Here is an 18,059-nt window from a genome sequence, read left to right as displayed (position 1 = left end):
ATTCCCACTTTCCCACATGCACACGTGTACCTCCTGGATGCGTAAGCTCACCCTGGCCGCCGCCGCGCTGCTAGTGCTGGGCGGACAACCCGCCAAAGCCCAAAAAGTAGTTCTGCAGGGCTACTGGTGGGACTACTGGAACACCAACTACCCCAACGGCTGGGCCAATTACATTGCCCTGCTGGCCCCGCGCCTGAAAGCCATGGGCATTGATGCCGTGTGGCTGCCGCCCAGCATTAAGAATGGCAACCAGGGCAACGGCTACTCGCCCTTCGACAACTATGACCTCGGCGACAAGTACCAGAAGGGCTTCGTGGCTACCCGCCTGGGCACCAAGGACGAGCTGCTGCGGGCCGTGGCCGTGCTGCACGCCAACGGCATTGAGGTAGTGCAGGACATCGTGCTCAACCACAACGATGGGGCCGGCTCCCAAACCGGGGCCGGCGGCCAGGACCCCGCCGCCTGGGAAGACTACTCAACCAGCAAGTACAAGAACTTCCGGTACGTGAGCTACAGCCGGCCCGCTACCTCGGAAGACGCGGCCAACTACCTGGCCCGCAATGGCCGCTTCCCTAAAAACTGGCAGAACTTCAACCCCAACCCTGGCAACAACTCCAGCTCCGGCGACTGGAACGCCGTGTACTTCGGGCCCGACGTGAGCTACTACAACGGCTCCTACGGGCAAAGCTCCAACGCTACCTTCAACCCCGCCCAGGGCGCCGACTACATGCGCAACGGGGTGCGGAACTGGCTGATCTGGTACAAGAAGCAAGTGGGCTTTGACGGGGTGCGCATGGACGCCGTGAAGCACTTTCCGGATTTTGCCTCCGAAGATTTTCTCTACAACCTGCAGAGCAACGCGGGCTGGGCTTCGGGCGGGGCTACTATGTACGCCGTGGGCGAGTGGGTAGGCTCCGGGGGGCAGATGGATGGCTGGGTGGCCAACGTGCAGAACCGCGCCGGCACCTTCGATTTTTCCCTGCGCAACGGCCTCTATAACATCATTAGTGGGGGCGGCAACTTTGATGTGGGCTCCTTGCCCGGCTACCAGCAGGGCGCCCGGGTATTCAACATCAACGGACAGTATGTGCACCGCACGGTGCCCTTCGTAAACAACCATGACACCTTCCGGCCCCAGGTGAGCAGCACGGGCAACTACACGGGCTGGAACACGGGCTCGGAGCTGGCCCCCCACATCGACCCGTTCGATCCGCGCCTTTCGGCGGCTTATGCGGCGGCGCTGGCCGTGGATGGTTCCCCCCAGATTTTCTTCGAGGATTTGTTTAACGTGGGCAGCACCGGCAAACGCTACTCGCACCAGCCCACCAGCACCGCCGACTTACCCCAGCGCTCCGACATTGAGAACCTGATCTGGTGCCACCAGAACCTGCGCTTCAAGGATGGCGCCTACAAAGTGCGCTACCAGGCCCCCGACCACCTGGTAATTGAGCGGAGCACCAAGGCCATCATCGGCATCAACGACAACTTCTCGGCCTGGCAGAACCACACGGTTTCCTGCGACTTCGCGCCGGGTACCGTGCTGAAAGATTACTCCGGGGCCAACGGCACGGCTACCGTAACGGTGAGCAGCGCCCAGACCGTAACCATCAACACCCCGCCCTGCAACGGCACGGCCAGCGGCGGCCGCCGGGGCTACTCGGTGTGGGCGCCTACGGGCATCAGTACCAACTACACCCGCGCCGCGCTGACAACCACCCAGGAGTGGGAACTGGCCGACGACCTGGGCGACTCCCACGCTTCGTCGCTGAAGCAGGGCGGGCAGCTGCCGGCTTCCTCCACGGCCTACCGCACGGCGGGCCGCATTTACGTAGCCTCGGGCAAAGCCGTCAGCTACAGCCTGATTCCGACCGACGCTACCCGCAGCCTGGCTGTGGAGCTGGTGAACGGCAGCGGCACCATCCTGAGCAGCAAAACCGGCACCGGCACCCTCACCGGCACTTACACGCCCACGGCTACCGGCTGGATTACCCTGCGCGCCAAGAACGCCGCGGCCACCAATCCCGCTCAGCGCGCCTTCGTGAAAGTTACCTACACCGCTCCGGCCGTACTCAGCCCCACTGCCCTGCGCGAAAGTGCCGTGCTGGCGGCCAACCCGGCCACGGAAACCGTAACCACCGCCGACCTGGCCGTGTACCCGAACCCCACCAGCGCCGACCGTATTGAGGTGGTGCTGCTCTCCCCGAAGGACGTGACGGCCACCCTGCGCCTACTCGACCTGACCGGCCGCCTCGTGCACGAGCAGTCGGTGCGCCTCTACCCCGGCTCCACCGAGCAGCGCCTGCGCGTAGGCCAAGCCCTGCCGGCGGGCGTGTACCAGCTGCACGTGCCGGAGCTGGGCCTGAGCCGGAAAGTGGTGGTCAAGTAACCTCCAGCCCTACCCTCCTTGTACCCAAAAAGCCCCACCGGATTATCCGGTGGGGCTTTTTTAGTGAAAACAGGGTTGGTGGGCCTAGTGGCCTACGGTGGCAGCTTTCATTTCGTCGAGGATGGCCGCCAGCTCGGCTTTTTCCTTGTCGCCCAGCTTGTTGACCGCCATGGAGGCGTCGGCCGCCTGGCGCCACACGGCCCATTCGGTTTCGGTAATCATCATGCCTTTGTGGGCCGTCAGCATGCTCAGGCCCGTGTACTTGAGCGGACCGCCGGTAGCCTCGCCCATCTGATTAATAAAGTTGTTCCGCAGGCGGGCCAGGCGGGCGGGCTTGTCGGGGTCGTTGAGCAGGGGGGTGTGGGTGCGCAGCATCTGGGAGTTTTTCACTTCCGTTTCGGCCGCTACATTGGCCATCAGCACGTCCACAAACCCTTCCACTCCCTTCAGGCCGCCCATGCGCTCATACAGGGTGGGCGTAGGGTCTGCCTCCTTAGAGCCGCAGGCCGTGGTGAAGCATAGGGTACCGGCCAGCAGCAAAACGGCCGGAAACTGGAGTCGAGGTAAGATCATAAGAACAGGAAAAAGTGGAGAATCAAGAAATACGGGTAGCCGGAAACCAGCTGGTTTCCGGCTACTAAGGGTTGGGAGCTTATACTGAAATGAACAGCCGCCGCAGATTCAGGGCAAACCGAATCTGGTCCAGGGTTTCGAGGTAACTGGCGGGCACCGGGCACTCCCGGCCCGTAGGCGCGGCCGGCGCCTGTTGGGGCCGGGTTATCCGGAAGGTTCCGCCCACGGAAAGTACCCGCTCAAGATCAGCCTCCGAAACATCCTCCTCGTGGAACAGCACGGTAGCGACCTGCGTGCTGCTGTTAATAACGCAAGCGGCCACGCCGGGCACGGCGGCTACCTGCCGCTGCACCGTGGCGGCCTCGGCGGGGGCGGCCAAGCCATCTACCTGCACTTGCAGAAAGCGCACGGGCCGCGCGTAATGATGCAGACTGGGTTCTTCCCAGCTGGCCCACACCAGCAGCACCAGCAAGCCCAAGCCTAGCTGCAGAAATCGGTTGTGCTTCACGCGTTTTGGCTATAGCAAACGGGATTCAGGACTGGATAAGAGCAGAGGTTACTTCGACATTACCTGCCCCCGGATTTCGCCGCCCGCGTAGGCCTGGGAGTGCAGGTTTACGTAGGTTTCGCCCTTCAGCAGCAGGGCTGCGTCGGCCTCCGAAAGGGTAGCCGTGCCCGTGATGGGCGAGGTGGTAACGTTGGAGAAAGAAACGAACGGGTTGCCGTTGGTGCCCGCGGCTCCGCGGTGGAGGTGGCCCATGGTGGGCGTGAAGCCCTGGTAGGTAACGCGGTAGCTCAGGGTGCGGGTGGTTTTGTTGTAGGTGCCCGTCATGGTGCCGGTAGCGGCCGAGTTGTTCGGGCCTACCTCCTGCTTGCCATCAAGGGTAGCCGTCATTTCCACCGAATCCGTGGGGGTAGCGGTGGTGGTTTCGTCTTTTTCGCAGGCTACAAGTGCGGCAGAGCCCATCAGGAGTACTGCCAGGGTAGTAACTTTCAGATTCATACGGTAAAAGGGTGAGGTAAGAGAATGGGTGAGAAATGCTATTTCCGGAAGCCCTCTTTGGGCCGGATGGTGAAGTTGCGGTTGACGTTGAAGCCGAAGTACAGGTCGCCCTTGAAGAAGTTGCCCCGGGTGTTGGCCACGAAGAACTTTTCAATCATGCCCTGGGAATTGGTCACGTGCAGCTGAAAAATGTGGCCGCCCGTCTCGATATCGAAGCCCAGAGCCAGCGCATTGCGCACGCCCGTGGGCGCCGTGCGCGGCACCAGGTAGTAGTACTCCGCGTTCAGAGAGGTGCGCTTGGTGAGTTTGTGGCGTCCGCCAATGCCCACCGCGTACACATCGTTCGACTGGGTTCTGTCTTCCACCAGGTTGCGGTGAATCAGGGTGGGCATTAGCTGCACCGACAGGCTGGGGTTGAACTTGCGCGCAATCAGGGCCTGGTAGGAGTAGTTCATGCGGTGCGAGGTGGTGTACCACGAGCGGTCATCGCGCAACGTATTCAGGGCCGAGCTGGCAAACAGCGTAACACTCACGGGCATGGCCCGGCGGCCGGTGCTTTGGCGCAGGGCCCGGTACTTCACGAAGCCATCCAGGGTTTTTTCCAGGGAGCTGCGGCCGATGCCTATTTCCAGCTTATCGGTAAGGGCGTACTCCAACCCCAGCCGGATGCTGGCCTGGTCGAGGCCGAAGAAATTGTAGGCGCCGCTGTTCAGTGTACCAAAGCGGTGCGAAATCAGGAATACCATGGTGCCCTGTCCGGGCGTTTCTACGGTATGCCCGTTAATGAGGCGGGTACTTTTGAAGGTAGCGGCTACTACCTCCGTGGCGGCCGTGGGGGTAGCCTGGGTTTCCAGTTGCCCCAGCAGGTCGTCCTGAGCCCAGGCCGGCCCGGCCCAGGCAGTTAGCAGCAACACCAGTAAAGAGGCCAGCCGGCCCCGGTAGAGAGGAAAAGTTGGATGCATATAGAAAAGCAAAAGCGGTGAAACCCGGCCCAGCCCCCAGGGCCGGCGGTACAATAGCTGAACTTATTTGGCGGTGAGCTGGGAAACGGCCTCGCAGGACATGACCACTTTAATCCCGACGATTTTGGCAATGTTCTCGCGCACCAGCAGCGGAATTTCAATGCCGTAGTCGGCCGGCGCTACGCTGAAGTAGGCATTCACCATCAGCTGGCCGCTTTGCTGCTGCAGGGCTCCGGTTACCGTCAGGTGCTTGGTAACGCCGTGGATGGTCAGGTCGCCCTCCACCGTCACGCGCTGCGACTGGCCGCTGGCCAGGGTAGCCGGGTCAAAATCCAGAATTTTACCCCGGAAAGACGATTTTGGGAACCGGTCGGAGTCCATGTAGTTCTCGTTGAAGTGCTCCTGCATGAGGGTGCGCTTAAACTGGAACGACTTGATTGGAATGCTGAACGCCAGCTGCTGGGTCTGCAAATCAATCAGGCCTGCGGCCTGCTCGGTATGGGCCTCAATGTCTTCGAGGATGCTGCTGGAGAAGAAGCTTACTACCCCCTTTTGGGTCATGTATTTGCCCTGGGCCAGCCCAGTGGTAACTCCCCCGGCCAGGGAAAGCAGCAGGCCACAAATTGGTAAGCTCACGGAACGGATCAGGCTTCGCATCCTTATTTAGTTGTTAGGAGCGCCCGCATCTACCCATTTCTGCAACAGCTCAATATCACAATCCGACAGCTTGGTTCCGCCCTGGGGCATAGGGTTATAGCCCGGCAGATGCTTCACGTTGCCCATCAGCTCGCCCGAGCGGATGTACTTCTGAATCACGGAGAAATCCTCCAGGTTAACGCTGCCCGTGAGCAGGGCGGGGTTGTGGCAGCTTCGGCAGTTTTTGTCCAGCAGCGGCGAAATAGAAACGCTATAGGAAACCACGGCCGGGGTAGTACAGGGCACTTTGGGCTCCGCTATTTCATCGGCCTTATCATACGCACAGCTGCCCAGCATAAAGCTTAGCAGCAAGCACAGCACAGTAGAGATTTTAGTCATTGAAAAACAGTATGCAGAGGCAGGTAGAACTGATGATGGCTCTTATGCAGCCTCTAAGTAGGTATGTACAGTGTGCGTAGTGACTCGTATTGGGGCCAGGTACTGGGGTAGAAGGGCGGGCAGACGGGCAGAACAGGTGACTTAGTGTGCTATGCCTGCTTTGCCTAGCGGCAACCTGCTGGAGCACGCACCCCAGGAGAAAACAATTTGCATTTCCCAAGAAGAGAAAATTTCATACTTGCTTACCACTTGCCAATCCATTAGCACTCCAACTAAAATGCCTGACCACAACCCTCAACACCTTATTAGGCTGTTGTTTGCCCCGGATGTGAGCGGCTGTGATATACCCGTTAAAACCAAAGTCAGCGCTCAAAACGGGAACTGCTTCCCATTTTGGATTACAAATCTACGTAGGTAACCAAATTTCGGCTTTAACCAACCCGGGCTTTTAGCTGAAACTCCGTAATCACCCGATGAAAGAGGACTGCGTCCCGTCTAAACACGATAATTTTATTTTTTACCTATAACAATTAATATTATAATTATTTCAATCAAATAAAATTTTAATCAATGATAATCAGACATATGTAATTTAACAGTTCATAATTCTAACAGTTATCCGAACAATTTCAAAGGACCATCATTGTAAATAATGTTATATAATAACTTAGTACATTCCTAGCACTGCCTCTAACACCAGCAGCAGTTGGGCACCGCCTTCAGCGCCAGCCCTGGGCGGCTAACTGGCTGGCCGCAACGGAGCCCTTCAGCCACTTCGATTCCAACCCCGGTCCGCTAAGGTAAAGGCAGCCACCCTGGCCCATAGTCCGGATGATGGCCCGGTATTGATCGGGGGGTAGGGCCGGGCAGCCCCGGCTGTAGCCTACCTGCCCGTGCTGCTCGCGGTACTGGCGGCTCACGTAGTCGGCGGCGTGCAGCACTACGTAACGGCGCAGGGCATTGGTATTCTGGCCGGCATCCAGCCCGCGCAGCCGCCGCGAAAGGCCATGCTTACCCTGGTAAGTGTCCAGGGTCTGGTAGAAGCCTAGGGAAGTGCACGCCGATTTTAACGTATTGGAAAAGCGCCGGGCCCGCAAACGCCCCGAGCCTCGGCCGTGCGCCACGTGGCTGTGGTGCAGCACCCGGCCCGCGGGCAAATCAAGCACCCACAGCCGCGGCTCCGAGGAGGGCATATCCATATCGGCTACGGCCAGGATGCCGGCCTGCCGCACGAGACCGGCTTTTCGCAGATTCAAGTAGCCCACACAAGCCCGCTCCAGCACCTGCGGGCGCAACCCGGCGGCGGCTGGCCCTAGCCGGGCGCGTAGCACTTCCACGGCCCGCCGCACGGAATCGGGTACTGCGGCCAGGGGTAGCAGGGGCGTTAGCTGCAGAGAGTCGGGCGCGGCGGTTATCGGCCGGACGTCAGGCGCGGGATTTTTCGGGCGGGACGCGGCCATGGCCGGCGGGCGCGAAACCGCCACTTCTGCCCCCGAGGGCTGGCACCCGGCCACGGCCGCCCCTACCACTGCCAGTAGCACACAGCGCCGCCAGCCGCCACCCTGGGCACGAAGAAGGAGAGCGGCGGCGGCGGATAGCAACATAGAAAACCGGTTGGGGCCGTCAAAAATCGGTATTTGTGCCGCCGTACGCAAGCTGCACCCGACGCTCTTTTCTCAGGCTGCCTAGCGTTGCGGCCCACGGCCGGGCAACCGTCATCGGCTACTGCCAAAATACGGGGGCCCGGTTGCGGCCCAGGGCAGGGGTAGGAACCAAGCGGGCGCGGCCTCGGCTTGGCGCCCATTTGTTCCGTACTTTTGTGCCATTCGGGGCGTAGGCTGGTTATAAGGCCACTCCCTTTGTTTTCGCACTTCTTCGGCGCGCCGCGGCGCGCTTTGTTGCTTATGGCTAAAGTTGCAATTAACCTTTCCACTGGTAGCCTCCAGCAGGAGGAAATCATCGTCGGTATTGATTTGGGCACTACCAACTCCCTGGTGGCCTACATTCACCCCGACGGCCGCCAGCCCCTGGCCATCAACGACCAGGGCCGCGGCACCATTGTGCCCTCGGTAGTGCACTTTCCCGGCGGGGGCGACGCGCCCATCGTGGGCACCGAGGCCAAGCAGTATCTGCTCACCGACCCGCAGAACACCATCTATTCGGTGAAGCGCCTGCTGGGCAAATCGTACCACGACCTGGGCCAGCACGCGCAGGAGCTGGGTTACAAGGTGATTGACGATAACTCGGAGGGCCTGGTGAAAATCCGGGTGGGCGAGAAGTTCTACTCCCCCATTGAGCTGTCGGCCGAAATTTTGAAGGAGCTACGCCTGCGGGCCGAGCACGCCCTGAAAACCGCCGTTAACAAGGCCGTTATTACGGTACCCGCCTACTTCAACGACTCCCAGCGCCAGGCCACCCGCGACGCCGGCCGCCTGGCCGGGCTGGAGGTGCTGCGCATTGTGAATGAGCCAACGGCCGCGGCCCTGGCGTACGGCATTGGCCTCTCGCCCGACGAAGAAAAAACCGTGGCCGTGTACGATTTGGGCGGTGGCACCTTCGATGTCAGCGTGCTGCGTATTCAGCAGGGCATATTTGAGGTGCTGAGCACCAACGGGGATACCTACCTGGGCGGCGACGACCTGGACCGCGCTATTTACGACTATTGGGCCGGCGAGTATCAGCTCTCAACGGTTCTGTACCAGAATCCGTCGGCTCAGCAGGAGCTGCGCCTGCTGGCCGAGCAGGCCAAGCGGCAACTTAGTCAGCAAGACACGTTTGAGGCGGAGTTTGGCGGCACTACCCTACCCCTCACCAAACCTAAATTCAACGAGCTGGTGCAGCCCTTGGTGGCCCGCACCATTGCCTCCTGCCGACAGGCCCTCGCCGACGCCAAACTCACGCCCCAGGACCTGGATGCCGTGCTGCTGGTAGGCGGCTCTACCCGTGTGCCGCTGGTGTATGAGGCGGTATCGGAGTTCTTCCAGCAGCCCGCCAACAACTCCCTCAACCCCGACGAGGTGGTGGCCCTGGGCGCCGCTATTCAGGCCGACATCCTGGGCGGCAACCGCCGCGACGTGCTGCTGCTGGACGTGACGCCCCTCACGCTGGGCATCGAAACCCTGGGCGGCCTGATGGACCCCATTATCCCGCGCAACTCTAAAATACCCACCAAAGCCGGCCGCCAGTACACTACCTCCGTGGACGGGCAGGTCAATCTAAAGATTTCAGTGTACCAGGGCGAGCGGGATTTGGTAAAGGAAAACCGTAAGCTGGCCGAGTTTGACCTGCGTGGTATTCCGGCTATGCCCGCTGGCCTGCCCAAAATCGATGTAAACTTCATTCTGAATGCCGATGGAATTCTGAAGGTAGAAGCCATTGAGCTGCGTTCCAACACCCGGCAGGCCGTGGAAATCAAGCCTCAGTATGGCCTCACCGACGACCAGGTGGAGCAGATGCTGATGGACTCCCTGACCCACGCCCGCGAGGACGTGGCGGCCCGCATGGTAATTGAGGCCCGCACCGTAGCCGAGCAGATGCTGTATCAGGTGGAGCGCTTCGTGGCCAAAAATGGCCAGCACCTGTCGCCGGAAGAAATCGACCAGACCACAGCCGGCGTGAACCAGCTGAAGACTGCCTTGGGCACCCAGGATAAGGACACCATTCTGAAAGCCGTGGACGAGCTGGAAGAGCTGACGCGGCCCTTAGCTGAGCGGGTCATGAACATCAGCATCAGCCAGGCCATGGCTGGCAAGAAAATAGAGTAGCCCGTACGGCTATTTATCGGGCAACCGGGTAGCACAGGTGCTGTGGAAGGGCTTTACCAACGAATGGTGAAGCCCTTTCATTTTCTTTGCGTCGGGGCGTGAATCCAATTATCCTCCCCCCAGACTTAGTATTAGGAAGTACAAAAAATATTTTTACTCGGGGAACCCAGTAGTAAAAAGCACAAAGTCTGTCTTGCTATGAATCCTTACCTTGTCCGTCTGGCCCAACTTGCCCAGCAGCCCAGTCGCCGCGTTATTGGCCTAATGTCGGGCACTTCGCTGGATGGGCTGGACGTGGCGCTTTGCCGCCTACACGGGCACGGGCTGGCTACCCGTTTGGAGCTGGAGGAGTTTACAACGGTGCCGTACTCCGCCGATATGCGCCACCGCATCCGGCAGGTATTCGCACGCCCCCAGGTGAGTTTGGAGTACCTGACGCTGCTGCACGCCTGGTTGGGCCGCACGCATGGGACAATGGTAGCGGCCTGCCTGGAACAGTGGCAGGTAGCTCCCGCCGCCGTTGACCTGATTGCCAGCCACGGCCAAACCGTTTACCACGCCCCGCACCATCAGCACCAGCACCCCGATTTTCCGTTGAATGCCACCCTGCAGCTCGGCGACGCCGACCACCTGGCCGTGCACACAGGTATTATCACCGTCAGCGACTTTCGGCAGAAGCATGTGGCAGCGGGCGGTGAGGGAGCCCCCCTGGCTGCCTACGGCGACTATCTGCTGCTCAGCAGCCCCGATGAGGAACGGCTGCTGCTCAATCTGGGTGGTATTGCCAACTTCACCTACCTGCCTCGTGCCGGCCAGGACGCTCACACCGTATTCAGCACCGACACCGGTCCCGGCAACACCCTACTCGACGCCACGGTGCGCACCCACTTCCCTACCCTGGCTTATGACGCCAACGGCCAGCTGGCGGCCGCGGGCCGCGCGCACGCAGGCCTGCTGGCGACCCTGCTGAATCACCCCTTTTTTGAGAGTAACCTCCCCAAAACCACCGGTCCGGAGCTGTTTAGTGTGGCTTACCTTCAGCAGGCGCAGCAGCGTAGTGCTACCCCGGCACTAGGCCCGGAGGACTTGCTGGCAACCCTGACCGAGTTTAGTGCCCTGGGCGTGGCCCGAGCGGTCCGTCAGGCTTTCGGGGCGCAGCCGAAGCTGTCCATTTATGTGAGCGGGGGCGGTGCCCACAACCCTACCCTACTGGCCGCCCTGCGGCGCCACTTACCCGGCTGCCGCTTCGCCACCACCCAGGCCCTGGGGCTGCTGCCCGATGCCAAAGAGGCCGTCCTTTTCGCTGTGCTGGCCAACGAAGCCGTGGCAGGTACGCCTATCAGCCTCGGCAGCGGGCGGCAGCGGGTGCCGGGCGTTAGTATGGGTAAAATCTCGTGGCCAGGGTAGCGGTGGGTTAGTTTTCGGCGCCGGCCAGGGGTATCAGGGTGAAACCGGCTACCTGCCGGCTGGTGGAGTCGCGGAAGGTAACGTCTAGCTGGAAATGGGGCACACGCCGTAAGGTATCGGCCCGGAAGGAAAACGCAACGAACGGCTCTGGCGCCTCCGCGCCGCGCAGCCGGTAGCCCAGCTTGTACAAATCAATGGTTTTGCCATAGCGCCCGGCCTGCACCCGAAAAGGCTGGGCGACTACCTGCAGCTGCTCCACAGTTATTGACTGCCGCACATCGGGCGCTAGGTAGCTATAGGCCGTGGCCCACTCGCCCTGCACTACTGCTAGCAAAAACCGCCGAGCCACCTGCACCTGCGAAAGCGGAGCGGCCTGTGTACAGATTGGCCCAAGGCTGTAGCCGCCAGCGGGCATCTGAGCCTCCTGCTGGGGGTGATGTGGCCCTGTCAGCCCAAGCAATTGCCCCACTAGAAAAGGGAAGACGCCAGCAGTCATCGGAAACAGTTGCGCATAACTACGTTCTGTAAACCCAAGAGCCGATTTACTGGCAGAGGAGCTGCTGGGTGGCAACCTGTCCGTCTCTCCCGAAAAGCCGCAGCGTATACATGCCCGGCACCCAGCGTTGCGTATCCAGTTTTACCTCGGGGCGGGACGCGCCGGAGGAAACCGCCGAGCCAACCAGCTGCCCCAGGCTATTAAATACCTCTACCCGGTTGAGGCCGGCGCCCGCCCACCGCACAGTACACCCCGCGTTATCGGCCGGATTTGGGTACACTTCTATTGCCTGCTGACGGCTGGCGGCGGTAGCAGTTACCGTTCCGGCCACGCGCAGGGGTAGGGCCCGCGAGTTGTTGGTTTCGTCCGACTCACTGATGCGGTTGCGCGGGTCGGCCACCAGCAGTAGGTAGTAAGTGCCGGGTGCGGTAGTGGCCGGAATGGTGAGCACCGGGGCCGAGTGGATGGTACCTCCATTCATGGTCAGATTGATGCCATTCGCCAGTAGATCCAAAAAAACATCGTTGCCGGCAGAAAATACAGTATCCGCCGATAAATAGAACCCCAGTTCATAGGCGCCAGTCTCTCCGGCTCCCCGGTTATACATGAAGGTAAACGCCCCGGTGCTGCCCCCGGCCGGCACCTCTCCAAACGATAAGGACGGCCGCCAGAGCAGCAGGTCCGGCAGCGGCGTCACGCCCCGAACAACTGTAACGGGCACACTCACCACGTTATTGGTTTCGTCCAGTTCCCGCTCCGCATTCAGAGGGTCAGCCACTAGCAGCACGTAATACGTGCCCGCCGTGGTCAGCGGCGGAATGGTGCCATTGATGGCGCACGTGCCGCTTTCCCCAGGAAACATCAACGACCGGCAGCTGGAACCCAGGTAAGCGTCAGTGGCGTCCCAGGTAGCATCCCCCGACAGATAGTAGCCGATGCAATTGAATTGGGAGCCATTGGTGCCCTGCACCCGAATAGTGGCGGAAAAGGGGTAGGTAGCACCGCTGTACAGCAGCGTGGGTATCGAATACGGCTCCACCACCACCAGATCAGGCTTAACCTGGGCCGTTGCATACAACGGCAAGCAGCCCAGCAGCAGGCCGATGGCTAAAATAACAGCAGATTTCATACGATGGATCGGGTAGCGTCAGATCAGGCGTAACTCTATTCCTCCTCTTTTGCGGGGGGCACGAGCACAAACACATCTTCGCCGGGGCGTTTCATAATGTACTTTTCGCGGGCAAATTTCTCCAGTAGCTCGGGGCTGCTCAGCAGCTCGGCCCGGTCCTCTTTCACTTTGTCGATTTCGCGGAGGTAGTATTCCTTATCGTTCTGCAGTTCCTGCCACTTGGCGTACATATCGTACTGCTTCAGAAAGTCGTTGGCATCGAACAGAAACATCCACACCAGAAAGCTCAGGCCTGTCAGAAAGTAAAAGCTGCGCAACAAGCGGGGAATCCGCTCAAGTATACCGGAGAAGCTCATGGCAAGAGTGCTGGTTGAGTACGGAGTCGAGGGTAGGCTGTTGCAACAAATATCCTGTTTTCTGCCCACATCCCAGCTACTTGCTCCACACGTCTGCTGACTGGTTGCTACACACGAAAAAAGGCACTCCTGACCGAGGTCAGCAGTGCCTTCTTACTCAGTGGCCGCTACACAAAAGCCGGCGCCACCGCTGCAATTACATTTTCTTGCCCGGGAAGTAAGCCGTTTCGCCCAGTTCTTCCTCAATACGCAGCAACTGGTTGTACTTGGCCATCCGGTCGGAGCGCGAAGCCGAGCCCGTCTTGATCTGACCCGTATTCAGGGCCACGGCCAGGTCAGAGATGGTGTTGTCTTCCGTCTCGCCCGAGCGGTGCGACATAATGCTCTTGTAGCCGTGGCGGCGCCCCAGATTGATGGCGTCGATGGTTTCGGTCAGGGTACCAATCTGGTTTACTTTGATGAGGATGGCATTGGCAATCTGCTCATCGATGCCGCGCTGCAGACGGTTTACGTTGGTCACGAACAGGTCGTCGCCCACCAGCTGGGTAGTGCTGCCGATGCTGTTGGTGAGGTTTTTCCAGCCTGCCCAGTCGTCTTCGTCCATGCCATCTTCAATGCTGATGATGGGGTATTTCTTGGTCCAATCGGTCCAGTAAGCCACCATTTCCGCCGAAGTCAGCTTGTCGCCGGTGCTCTTCTTGAAATGGTAGTGCCCGTCCTGGTAGAACTCCGAGGCCGCCGCGTCCATGGCAATCATCACGTCGTCGCCGGGCTTGTAGCCAGCCGTTTCAATGGCCTGCAGCACCACCTTGATGGCGTCTTCATTGGATTTGATGTTCGGAGCAAAACCACCCTCGTCGCCTACGTTCGTGCTCAGGCCTTGCTTCTTGAGCACGTTTTTCAGGTGATGGAAGATTTCAGTACCCCACCGCAGCGCTTCTGAAAACGAAGGCGCGCCTACGGGCATAATCATGAACTCCTGGAAGTCGATGCTATTGTCGGCGTGCGACCCACCGTTCAGAATGTTCATCATCGGCACGGGCAGCGTAGTGGCGTTTACGCCGCCTACGTAGCGGTACAGGGGCATTCCGGCTTCGGCGGCCGCCGCGCGGGCAATAGCCAGCGAAGCGCCCAGAATGGCGTTGGCGCCCAGGTTAGCTTTGTTCGGGGTGCCATCCAGTTCCAGCATGATTTTATCAAGCAGGCCTTGCTCGAACACCGAAAAGCCAATCAGCTCTTCCGCAATTTTGCTGTTCACGTTTTCCACCGCTTTCAGCACGCCTTTGCCCATGTACTTCGACTTATCGTCGTCGCGCAGCTCTACGGCTTCGTGCTTACCGGTAGAAGCACCCGACGGTACGGCGGCGCGGCCAACGGTTCCGCTCTCGGTGGTCACATCCACCTCAACGGTCGGGTTGCCGCGGGAATCGAAAATCTGACGAGCGTGAATTTCGGTGATAATGCTCATAAGGGATGAGGAAAATGGGGTGAAATGAATCAGGGTAGAGGCCAGGCCGCTGCCTGGCGGGGTTTGCGCCGCAAGGTAAAAATTAGCCCCGACGTTTCAGCTTCAGAATTTCGCCCATCACTCTGCCGTGCCCCTACCCCTCCCGTATCGCCAAACCCTAAGCAACGAGTCCGTACGAAGTAGCAGTGTAACGCTACGTGGCATACTCCATTCGGGGCGTAGCTGAAATCCAGTCCTACAGACTTTTCCTACCCCTTCTTACCACCTAAATCCTGATCAAAAGGCCAGCACTCACCCTACTCATTATAGCGTAGCGAGTTCTTCTGTCAGTCGTGTCGCTGCAGAGCAGACAATAAAAAAAGAGGCTGCCCCACTTGGGACAGCCTCTTTTCCTAATGGCGCAGTAACTACAGCTTACGAAGCAGCTTCTTCGTCAGCTTTCGCTTCGTCGCGGGTTTCGCCTTCCTGTACGGTAGTGGTAGCCGTGTCAGCAGGAGCAGCGGTTTCTACTACTGCAGCCGGAGCTACAGCCTCGCCAGCCGGAGCGTCAGCTTTCTTCTTGCTGCGCGAACGACGGGTAGCAGGGGCGGCAGCTTTCGCTTCACCAGCGTTCTTCGCTTCCAGCAGGGTTTCGTTGAAGTCAACCAGCTCGATGATGCACATTTCAGCGTTGTCGCCCAGACGCACGTCGCTCAGCTTGATGATACGGGTGTAACCGCCGGGGCGGTTAGCCACTTTGCTCGATACCGTGCCGAACAGCTCTTTCAGGGCTTCTTTGTTGCCCAGCTCAGCGAAAACCAGACGGCGCGAGTGCGTGGTATCGTTTTTCGACTTGGTCAGCAGGGGCTCTACAAACTTGCGCAGAGCTTTTGCTTTGGCAACCGTCGTCGAAATACGCTTGTGCAGAATCAGCGACGAAGCCATGTTCGAGAGCATGGCATTGCGGTGCGAGGCCGTCCGGCCGAGGTGGTTGATGGTTTTACCGTGACGCATAAAATGAAAAGAGGGGTAAGCTTGCGAACAACGACCACGGCGGAAAAGCAATCTGCCACCAGAGTGCTTTCACATTAGAACCGTTGTTCCTCGGGGGCTTACTAAGTTGATAAAGTGTGAAATGGCGTGCAAAGGTACGTAATACCTTGCTATGAAAAATGGGCTGATGATGAATATGTGCACAACACACAGTTCACCATCAGCCCATTCCGTTTATATCTGCTATTCTTCGTCGAGCTTGTAGCGGCTTAGGTCCATCCCAAAGGTCAGCCCCTTTTCCTCTACCAGGTTCTCCAGCTCAGTCAACGACTTCTTACCGAAGTTGCGGAACTTCATCATGTCAGCCATGTCCAGCTGCACCAAGTCACCGAGGGTTTTGATGTCGGCAGCTTTGAGGCAGTTGTACGCGCGTACGCTCAGGTCCATATCCGCCAGCGGCGTCTTCAGCACCTTGCGCATGTGCAGCGTCTCCTCGTCCACCGTCTCCTCTTCCTCAGCCTTGGCCGTCTCGAAGGTCATGGTGCTGTCGGAGAACAGCATGAAGTGTTGGATGAGAATGTTAGCGGCACCTTTCAACGCATCCTCCGGGTGGATGGAACCGTCGGTGTGAATCTCGATAACGAGCTTCTCATAGTCGGTCTTTTGCTCCACGCGAGTGTTTTCGATGCTATACTTCACGTTTTTGATAGGCGTGAAAATAGCATCAATAGCAATCTGACCGAAAACTTGGTCAGCAGGCTTGTTTTCCTCAGCGGGAACGTAGCCACGACCTTTCTGAATCGTGAACTCAAATTCGAGCTCCGTCGCGGGGTCCACGTTGCAGATTACCAGCTCGGGGTTCAGTACCTGGAAGCCGGTTGTAAACTTGTTGATATCGCCAGCCGAGAAGGTATCCTGCCCTTTTACGCGCACCGTGATTTTGTCTTCGATGGCGTCGCTCACTTTCTTGAAGCGAACCTGCTTTAGGTTCAGAATGATTTCGGACATATCCTCAATCACCCCTTCAATGGTCATGAACTCGTGCAGAACGCTGTTGGTGCGCACCGACGTGATGGCATAGCCCTCCAGCGACGACAGCAGGATGCGGCGCAGAGCGTTGCCGATCGTGACGCCGTAGCCTTTCTCCAGCGGTTTGAATTCAAACGTTCCGTAGAAGTCGTCGGATTTCTCCATTACCACCTTCTCCGGCATTTGAAAAGCTAAGATTGACATAAGTGGGGCGTTTGAAGTAGTGAATAGCAGACAGTAAGAACGCGGCCAATGTAGCCTAATTTCTTACCGCCTGCTACCCAGTTCCAGTTATAACAAGGAAAAAAGTCGAAGCAGAGAAACGGCCCGGACTGCCGGGCCGTTCCAAGAATTACTTCGAGTACAACTCGACGATGAGCTGCTCCGTGATTTTCTCCGGAATCAGGTCACGCGAGGGGGCGCTGATGAACTTGCCCACCAGCTCCTTGCCGTCCCACTCCAGCCACGAGAAAGCGCGGGCGTTACGGGCGCTCAGGCTCGTGGTAATAGCCTCCAGCGACTTCGATTTTTCACGCACGGCCACTACATCGCCAGCGCGCAGACGGTAGGAGGCAATGTTTACTACCTCTCCATTAACGGTAATGTGCTTGTGCAACACCAGCTGACGAGCAGCACGGCGGGTCGGGGCAATGCCCAGACGGTACACTGTGTTGTCGAGGCGCGACTCCAGCAAAGCCAGCAGGTTGTCACCAGTAATGCCGGGCAGAGTAGCAGCTTTGTGGAACAGGTTTTCGAATTGCTTCTCCAGTACACCGTACATGTACTTCACTTTCTGCTTCTCCATCAGCTGGACAGCGTACTCGCTCTGCTTCTTACGACGACCACGGCCGTGCTGGCCCGGAGGATATGCTTTTTTGGTGAGTGCCTTGCTCGGGCCGAAAATCGGCTCATTGAAGCGACGGGCAATCTTGGTTTTAGGACCAGTATAACGTGCCATTTCAGGTTTGTTGAGTTTTGAGGGGGTTGAACCGCGCGTGTCGGATTCCCGAGGCGCACCTTGCAGGGGTGAAAAGGCGCAACCGGAATCCGACACCGGTGACCTGCAGTGCAGGCCTGTTCACTAAATCAAACGCGACGACGTTTGGGAGGACGGCAGCCATTGTGGGGCAGCGGCGTCACGTCCTTAATGGTCGTTACCTCAATACCCACGTTACCCAGCGTACGGATAGCCGATTCACGGCCTGCGCCCGGACCCTTCACGAACACCTCAGCTTTGCGCAGACCCAAGTCGTGGGCTACTTTGCCGCAGTCCGTAGCAGCCATTTGAGCTGCGTAGGGGGTGTTCTTCTTCGAACCCCGGAAACCCATCTTACCAGCCGAAGCCCAGGAAATTACCTGACCATTGTTGTTGGTGATGGAGATGATGATGTTGTTGAACGAGGCCTTGATGTGTACCTGACCTACGGGTTCCACAACGACAACGCGCTTTTTGGCTTTGTCTTTTCTTTTTTGTGCCAT

18 protein-coding genes are annotated in these 18,059 nt (G+C 58.8%); 3 read left to right on the top strand and 15 right to left on the bottom strand.

The window, feature by feature from the left end; translation table 11 throughout:
* The first annotated feature begins 16 nt into the window (after positions 1–16).
* A complete protein-coding gene (locus GGU46_RS03250; RefSeq protein ID WP_183402108.1) occupies positions 17–2,386 on the top strand; it encodes an alpha-amylase family glycosyl hydrolase in 2,370 nt (789 codons plus the stop codon).
* Between the two features lie 84 nt (positions 2,387–2,470).
* Here the strand turns inward: GGU46_RS03250 and GGU46_RS03245 are convergent, their stop codons facing one another.
* The 7 genes from GGU46_RS03245 to GGU46_RS03215 all read right to left on the bottom strand — a co-directional run bounded on the left by GGU46_RS03245 (position 2,471) and on the right by GGU46_RS03215 (position 7,563).
* Entirely contained in the window at positions 2,471–2,959 is a 489-nt protein-coding gene (locus tag GGU46_RS03245) for a group I truncated hemoglobin (protein ID WP_183402107.1), read from the bottom strand.
* Between the two features lie 79 nt (positions 2,960–3,038).
* Positions 3,039–3,467, bottom strand: a complete 429-nt coding sequence (locus GGU46_RS03240; RefSeq protein ID WP_183402106.1) for a heavy-metal-associated domain-containing protein — start codon at positions 3,465–3,467, stop codon at positions 3,039–3,041.
* 48 nt (positions 3,468–3,515) lie between these two features.
* The gene (locus GGU46_RS03235) at positions 3,516–3,962 is read right to left on the bottom strand and encodes a CHRD domain-containing protein (protein ID WP_246398660.1); all 447 of its coding nucleotides are present in this window, start codon (positions 3,960–3,962) and stop codon (positions 3,516–3,518) included.
* Positions 3,963–4,000: 38 nt separating this feature from the next.
* Positions 4,001–4,924, bottom strand: coding sequence for a DUF5777 family beta-barrel protein (locus GGU46_RS03230; protein WP_183402105.1), 924 nt, complete (start codon positions 4,922–4,924; stop codon positions 4,001–4,003).
* Between the two features lie 63 nt (positions 4,925–4,987).
* Positions 4,988–5,560, bottom strand: coding sequence for a YceI family protein (locus GGU46_RS03225; protein ID WP_317171845.1), 573 nt, complete (start codon positions 5,558–5,560; stop codon positions 4,988–4,990).
* 27 nt (positions 5,561–5,587) lie between these two features.
* The gene (locus GGU46_RS03220; RefSeq protein WP_183402103.1) at positions 5,588–5,959 is read right to left on the bottom strand and encodes a c-type cytochrome; all 372 of its coding nucleotides are present in this window, start codon (positions 5,957–5,959) and stop codon (positions 5,588–5,590) included.
* Between the two features lie 719 nt (positions 5,960–6,678).
* The gene (locus GGU46_RS03215; protein ID WP_183402102.1) at positions 6,679–7,563 is read right to left on the bottom strand and encodes a murein L,D-transpeptidase catalytic domain family protein; all 885 of its coding nucleotides are present in this window, start codon (positions 7,561–7,563) and stop codon (positions 6,679–6,681) included.
* A gap of 300 nt (positions 7,564–7,863) precedes the next feature.
* Here GGU46_RS03215 and hscA point away from each other — a divergent pair, with 300 nt between their 5' ends.
* Entirely contained in the window at positions 7,864–9,723 is a 1,860-nt protein-coding gene (gene hscA / locus GGU46_RS03210; protein WP_183402101.1) for a Fe-S protein assembly chaperone HscA, read from the top strand.
* Between the two features lie 198 nt (positions 9,724–9,921).
* A complete protein-coding gene (locus tag GGU46_RS03205) occupies positions 9,922–11,130 on the top strand; it encodes an anhydro-N-acetylmuramic acid kinase (RefSeq protein ID WP_183402100.1) in 1,209 nt (402 codons plus the stop codon).
* 7 nt (positions 11,131–11,137) lie between these two features.
* Here the strand turns inward: GGU46_RS03205 and GGU46_RS03200 are convergent, their stop codons facing one another.
* The 8 genes from GGU46_RS03200 to rpsK form a co-directional block, all read right to left on the bottom strand.
* Positions 11,138–11,464 carry a hypothetical protein gene (locus GGU46_RS03200; protein ID WP_183402099.1) on the bottom strand — a complete coding sequence of 109 codons (327 nt, stop codon included), beginning with the start codon at positions 11,462–11,464 and terminating at the stop codon, positions 11,138–11,140.
* 208 nt (positions 11,465–11,672) lie between these two features.
* Positions 11,673–12,755, bottom strand: coding sequence for a CARDB domain-containing protein (locus tag GGU46_RS03195; RefSeq protein WP_183402098.1), 1,083 nt, complete (start codon positions 12,753–12,755; stop codon positions 11,673–11,675).
* A 35-nt stretch (positions 12,756–12,790) separates the two neighbouring features.
* Positions 12,791–13,111: an FtsB family cell division protein gene (locus GGU46_RS03190; protein WP_183402097.1), complete on the bottom strand. Its 321-nt coding sequence runs from the start codon at positions 13,109–13,111 to the stop codon at positions 12,791–12,793.
* A gap of 196 nt (positions 13,112–13,307) precedes the next feature.
* The gene (gene eno / locus GGU46_RS03185) at positions 13,308–14,579 is read right to left on the bottom strand and encodes a phosphopyruvate hydratase (protein WP_183402096.1); all 1,272 of its coding nucleotides are present in this window, start codon (positions 14,577–14,579) and stop codon (positions 13,308–13,310) included.
* Between the two features lie 414 nt (positions 14,580–14,993).
* Positions 14,994–15,572 carry a 50S ribosomal protein L17 gene (rplQ, locus tag GGU46_RS03180; protein WP_110976730.1) on the bottom strand — a complete coding sequence of 193 codons (579 nt, stop codon included), beginning with the start codon at positions 15,570–15,572 and terminating at the stop codon, positions 14,994–14,996.
* Between the two features lie 222 nt (positions 15,573–15,794).
* The gene (locus GGU46_RS03175) at positions 15,795–16,784 is read right to left on the bottom strand and encodes a DNA-directed RNA polymerase subunit alpha (protein WP_139925681.1); all 990 of its coding nucleotides are present in this window, start codon (positions 16,782–16,784) and stop codon (positions 15,795–15,797) included.
* A gap of 148 nt (positions 16,785–16,932) precedes the next feature.
* Positions 16,933–17,538 carry a 30S ribosomal protein S4 gene (rpsD, locus tag GGU46_RS03170; protein ID WP_110976728.1) on the bottom strand — a complete coding sequence of 202 codons (606 nt, stop codon included), beginning with the start codon at positions 17,536–17,538 and terminating at the stop codon, positions 16,933–16,935.
* Between the two features lie 128 nt (positions 17,539–17,666).
* Positions 17,667–18,059, bottom strand: coding sequence for a 30S ribosomal protein S11 (gene rpsK, locus GGU46_RS03165; protein ID WP_110977283.1), 393 nt, complete (start codon positions 18,057–18,059; stop codon positions 17,667–17,669).

This window comes from Hymenobacter latericoloratus, assembly GCF_014199535.1.
Lineage (GTDB): Bacteria > Bacteroidota > Bacteroidia > Cytophagales > Hymenobacteraceae > Hymenobacter > Hymenobacter latericoloratus.
This window is presented reverse-complemented; position numbering and strand designations above follow the sequence as displayed.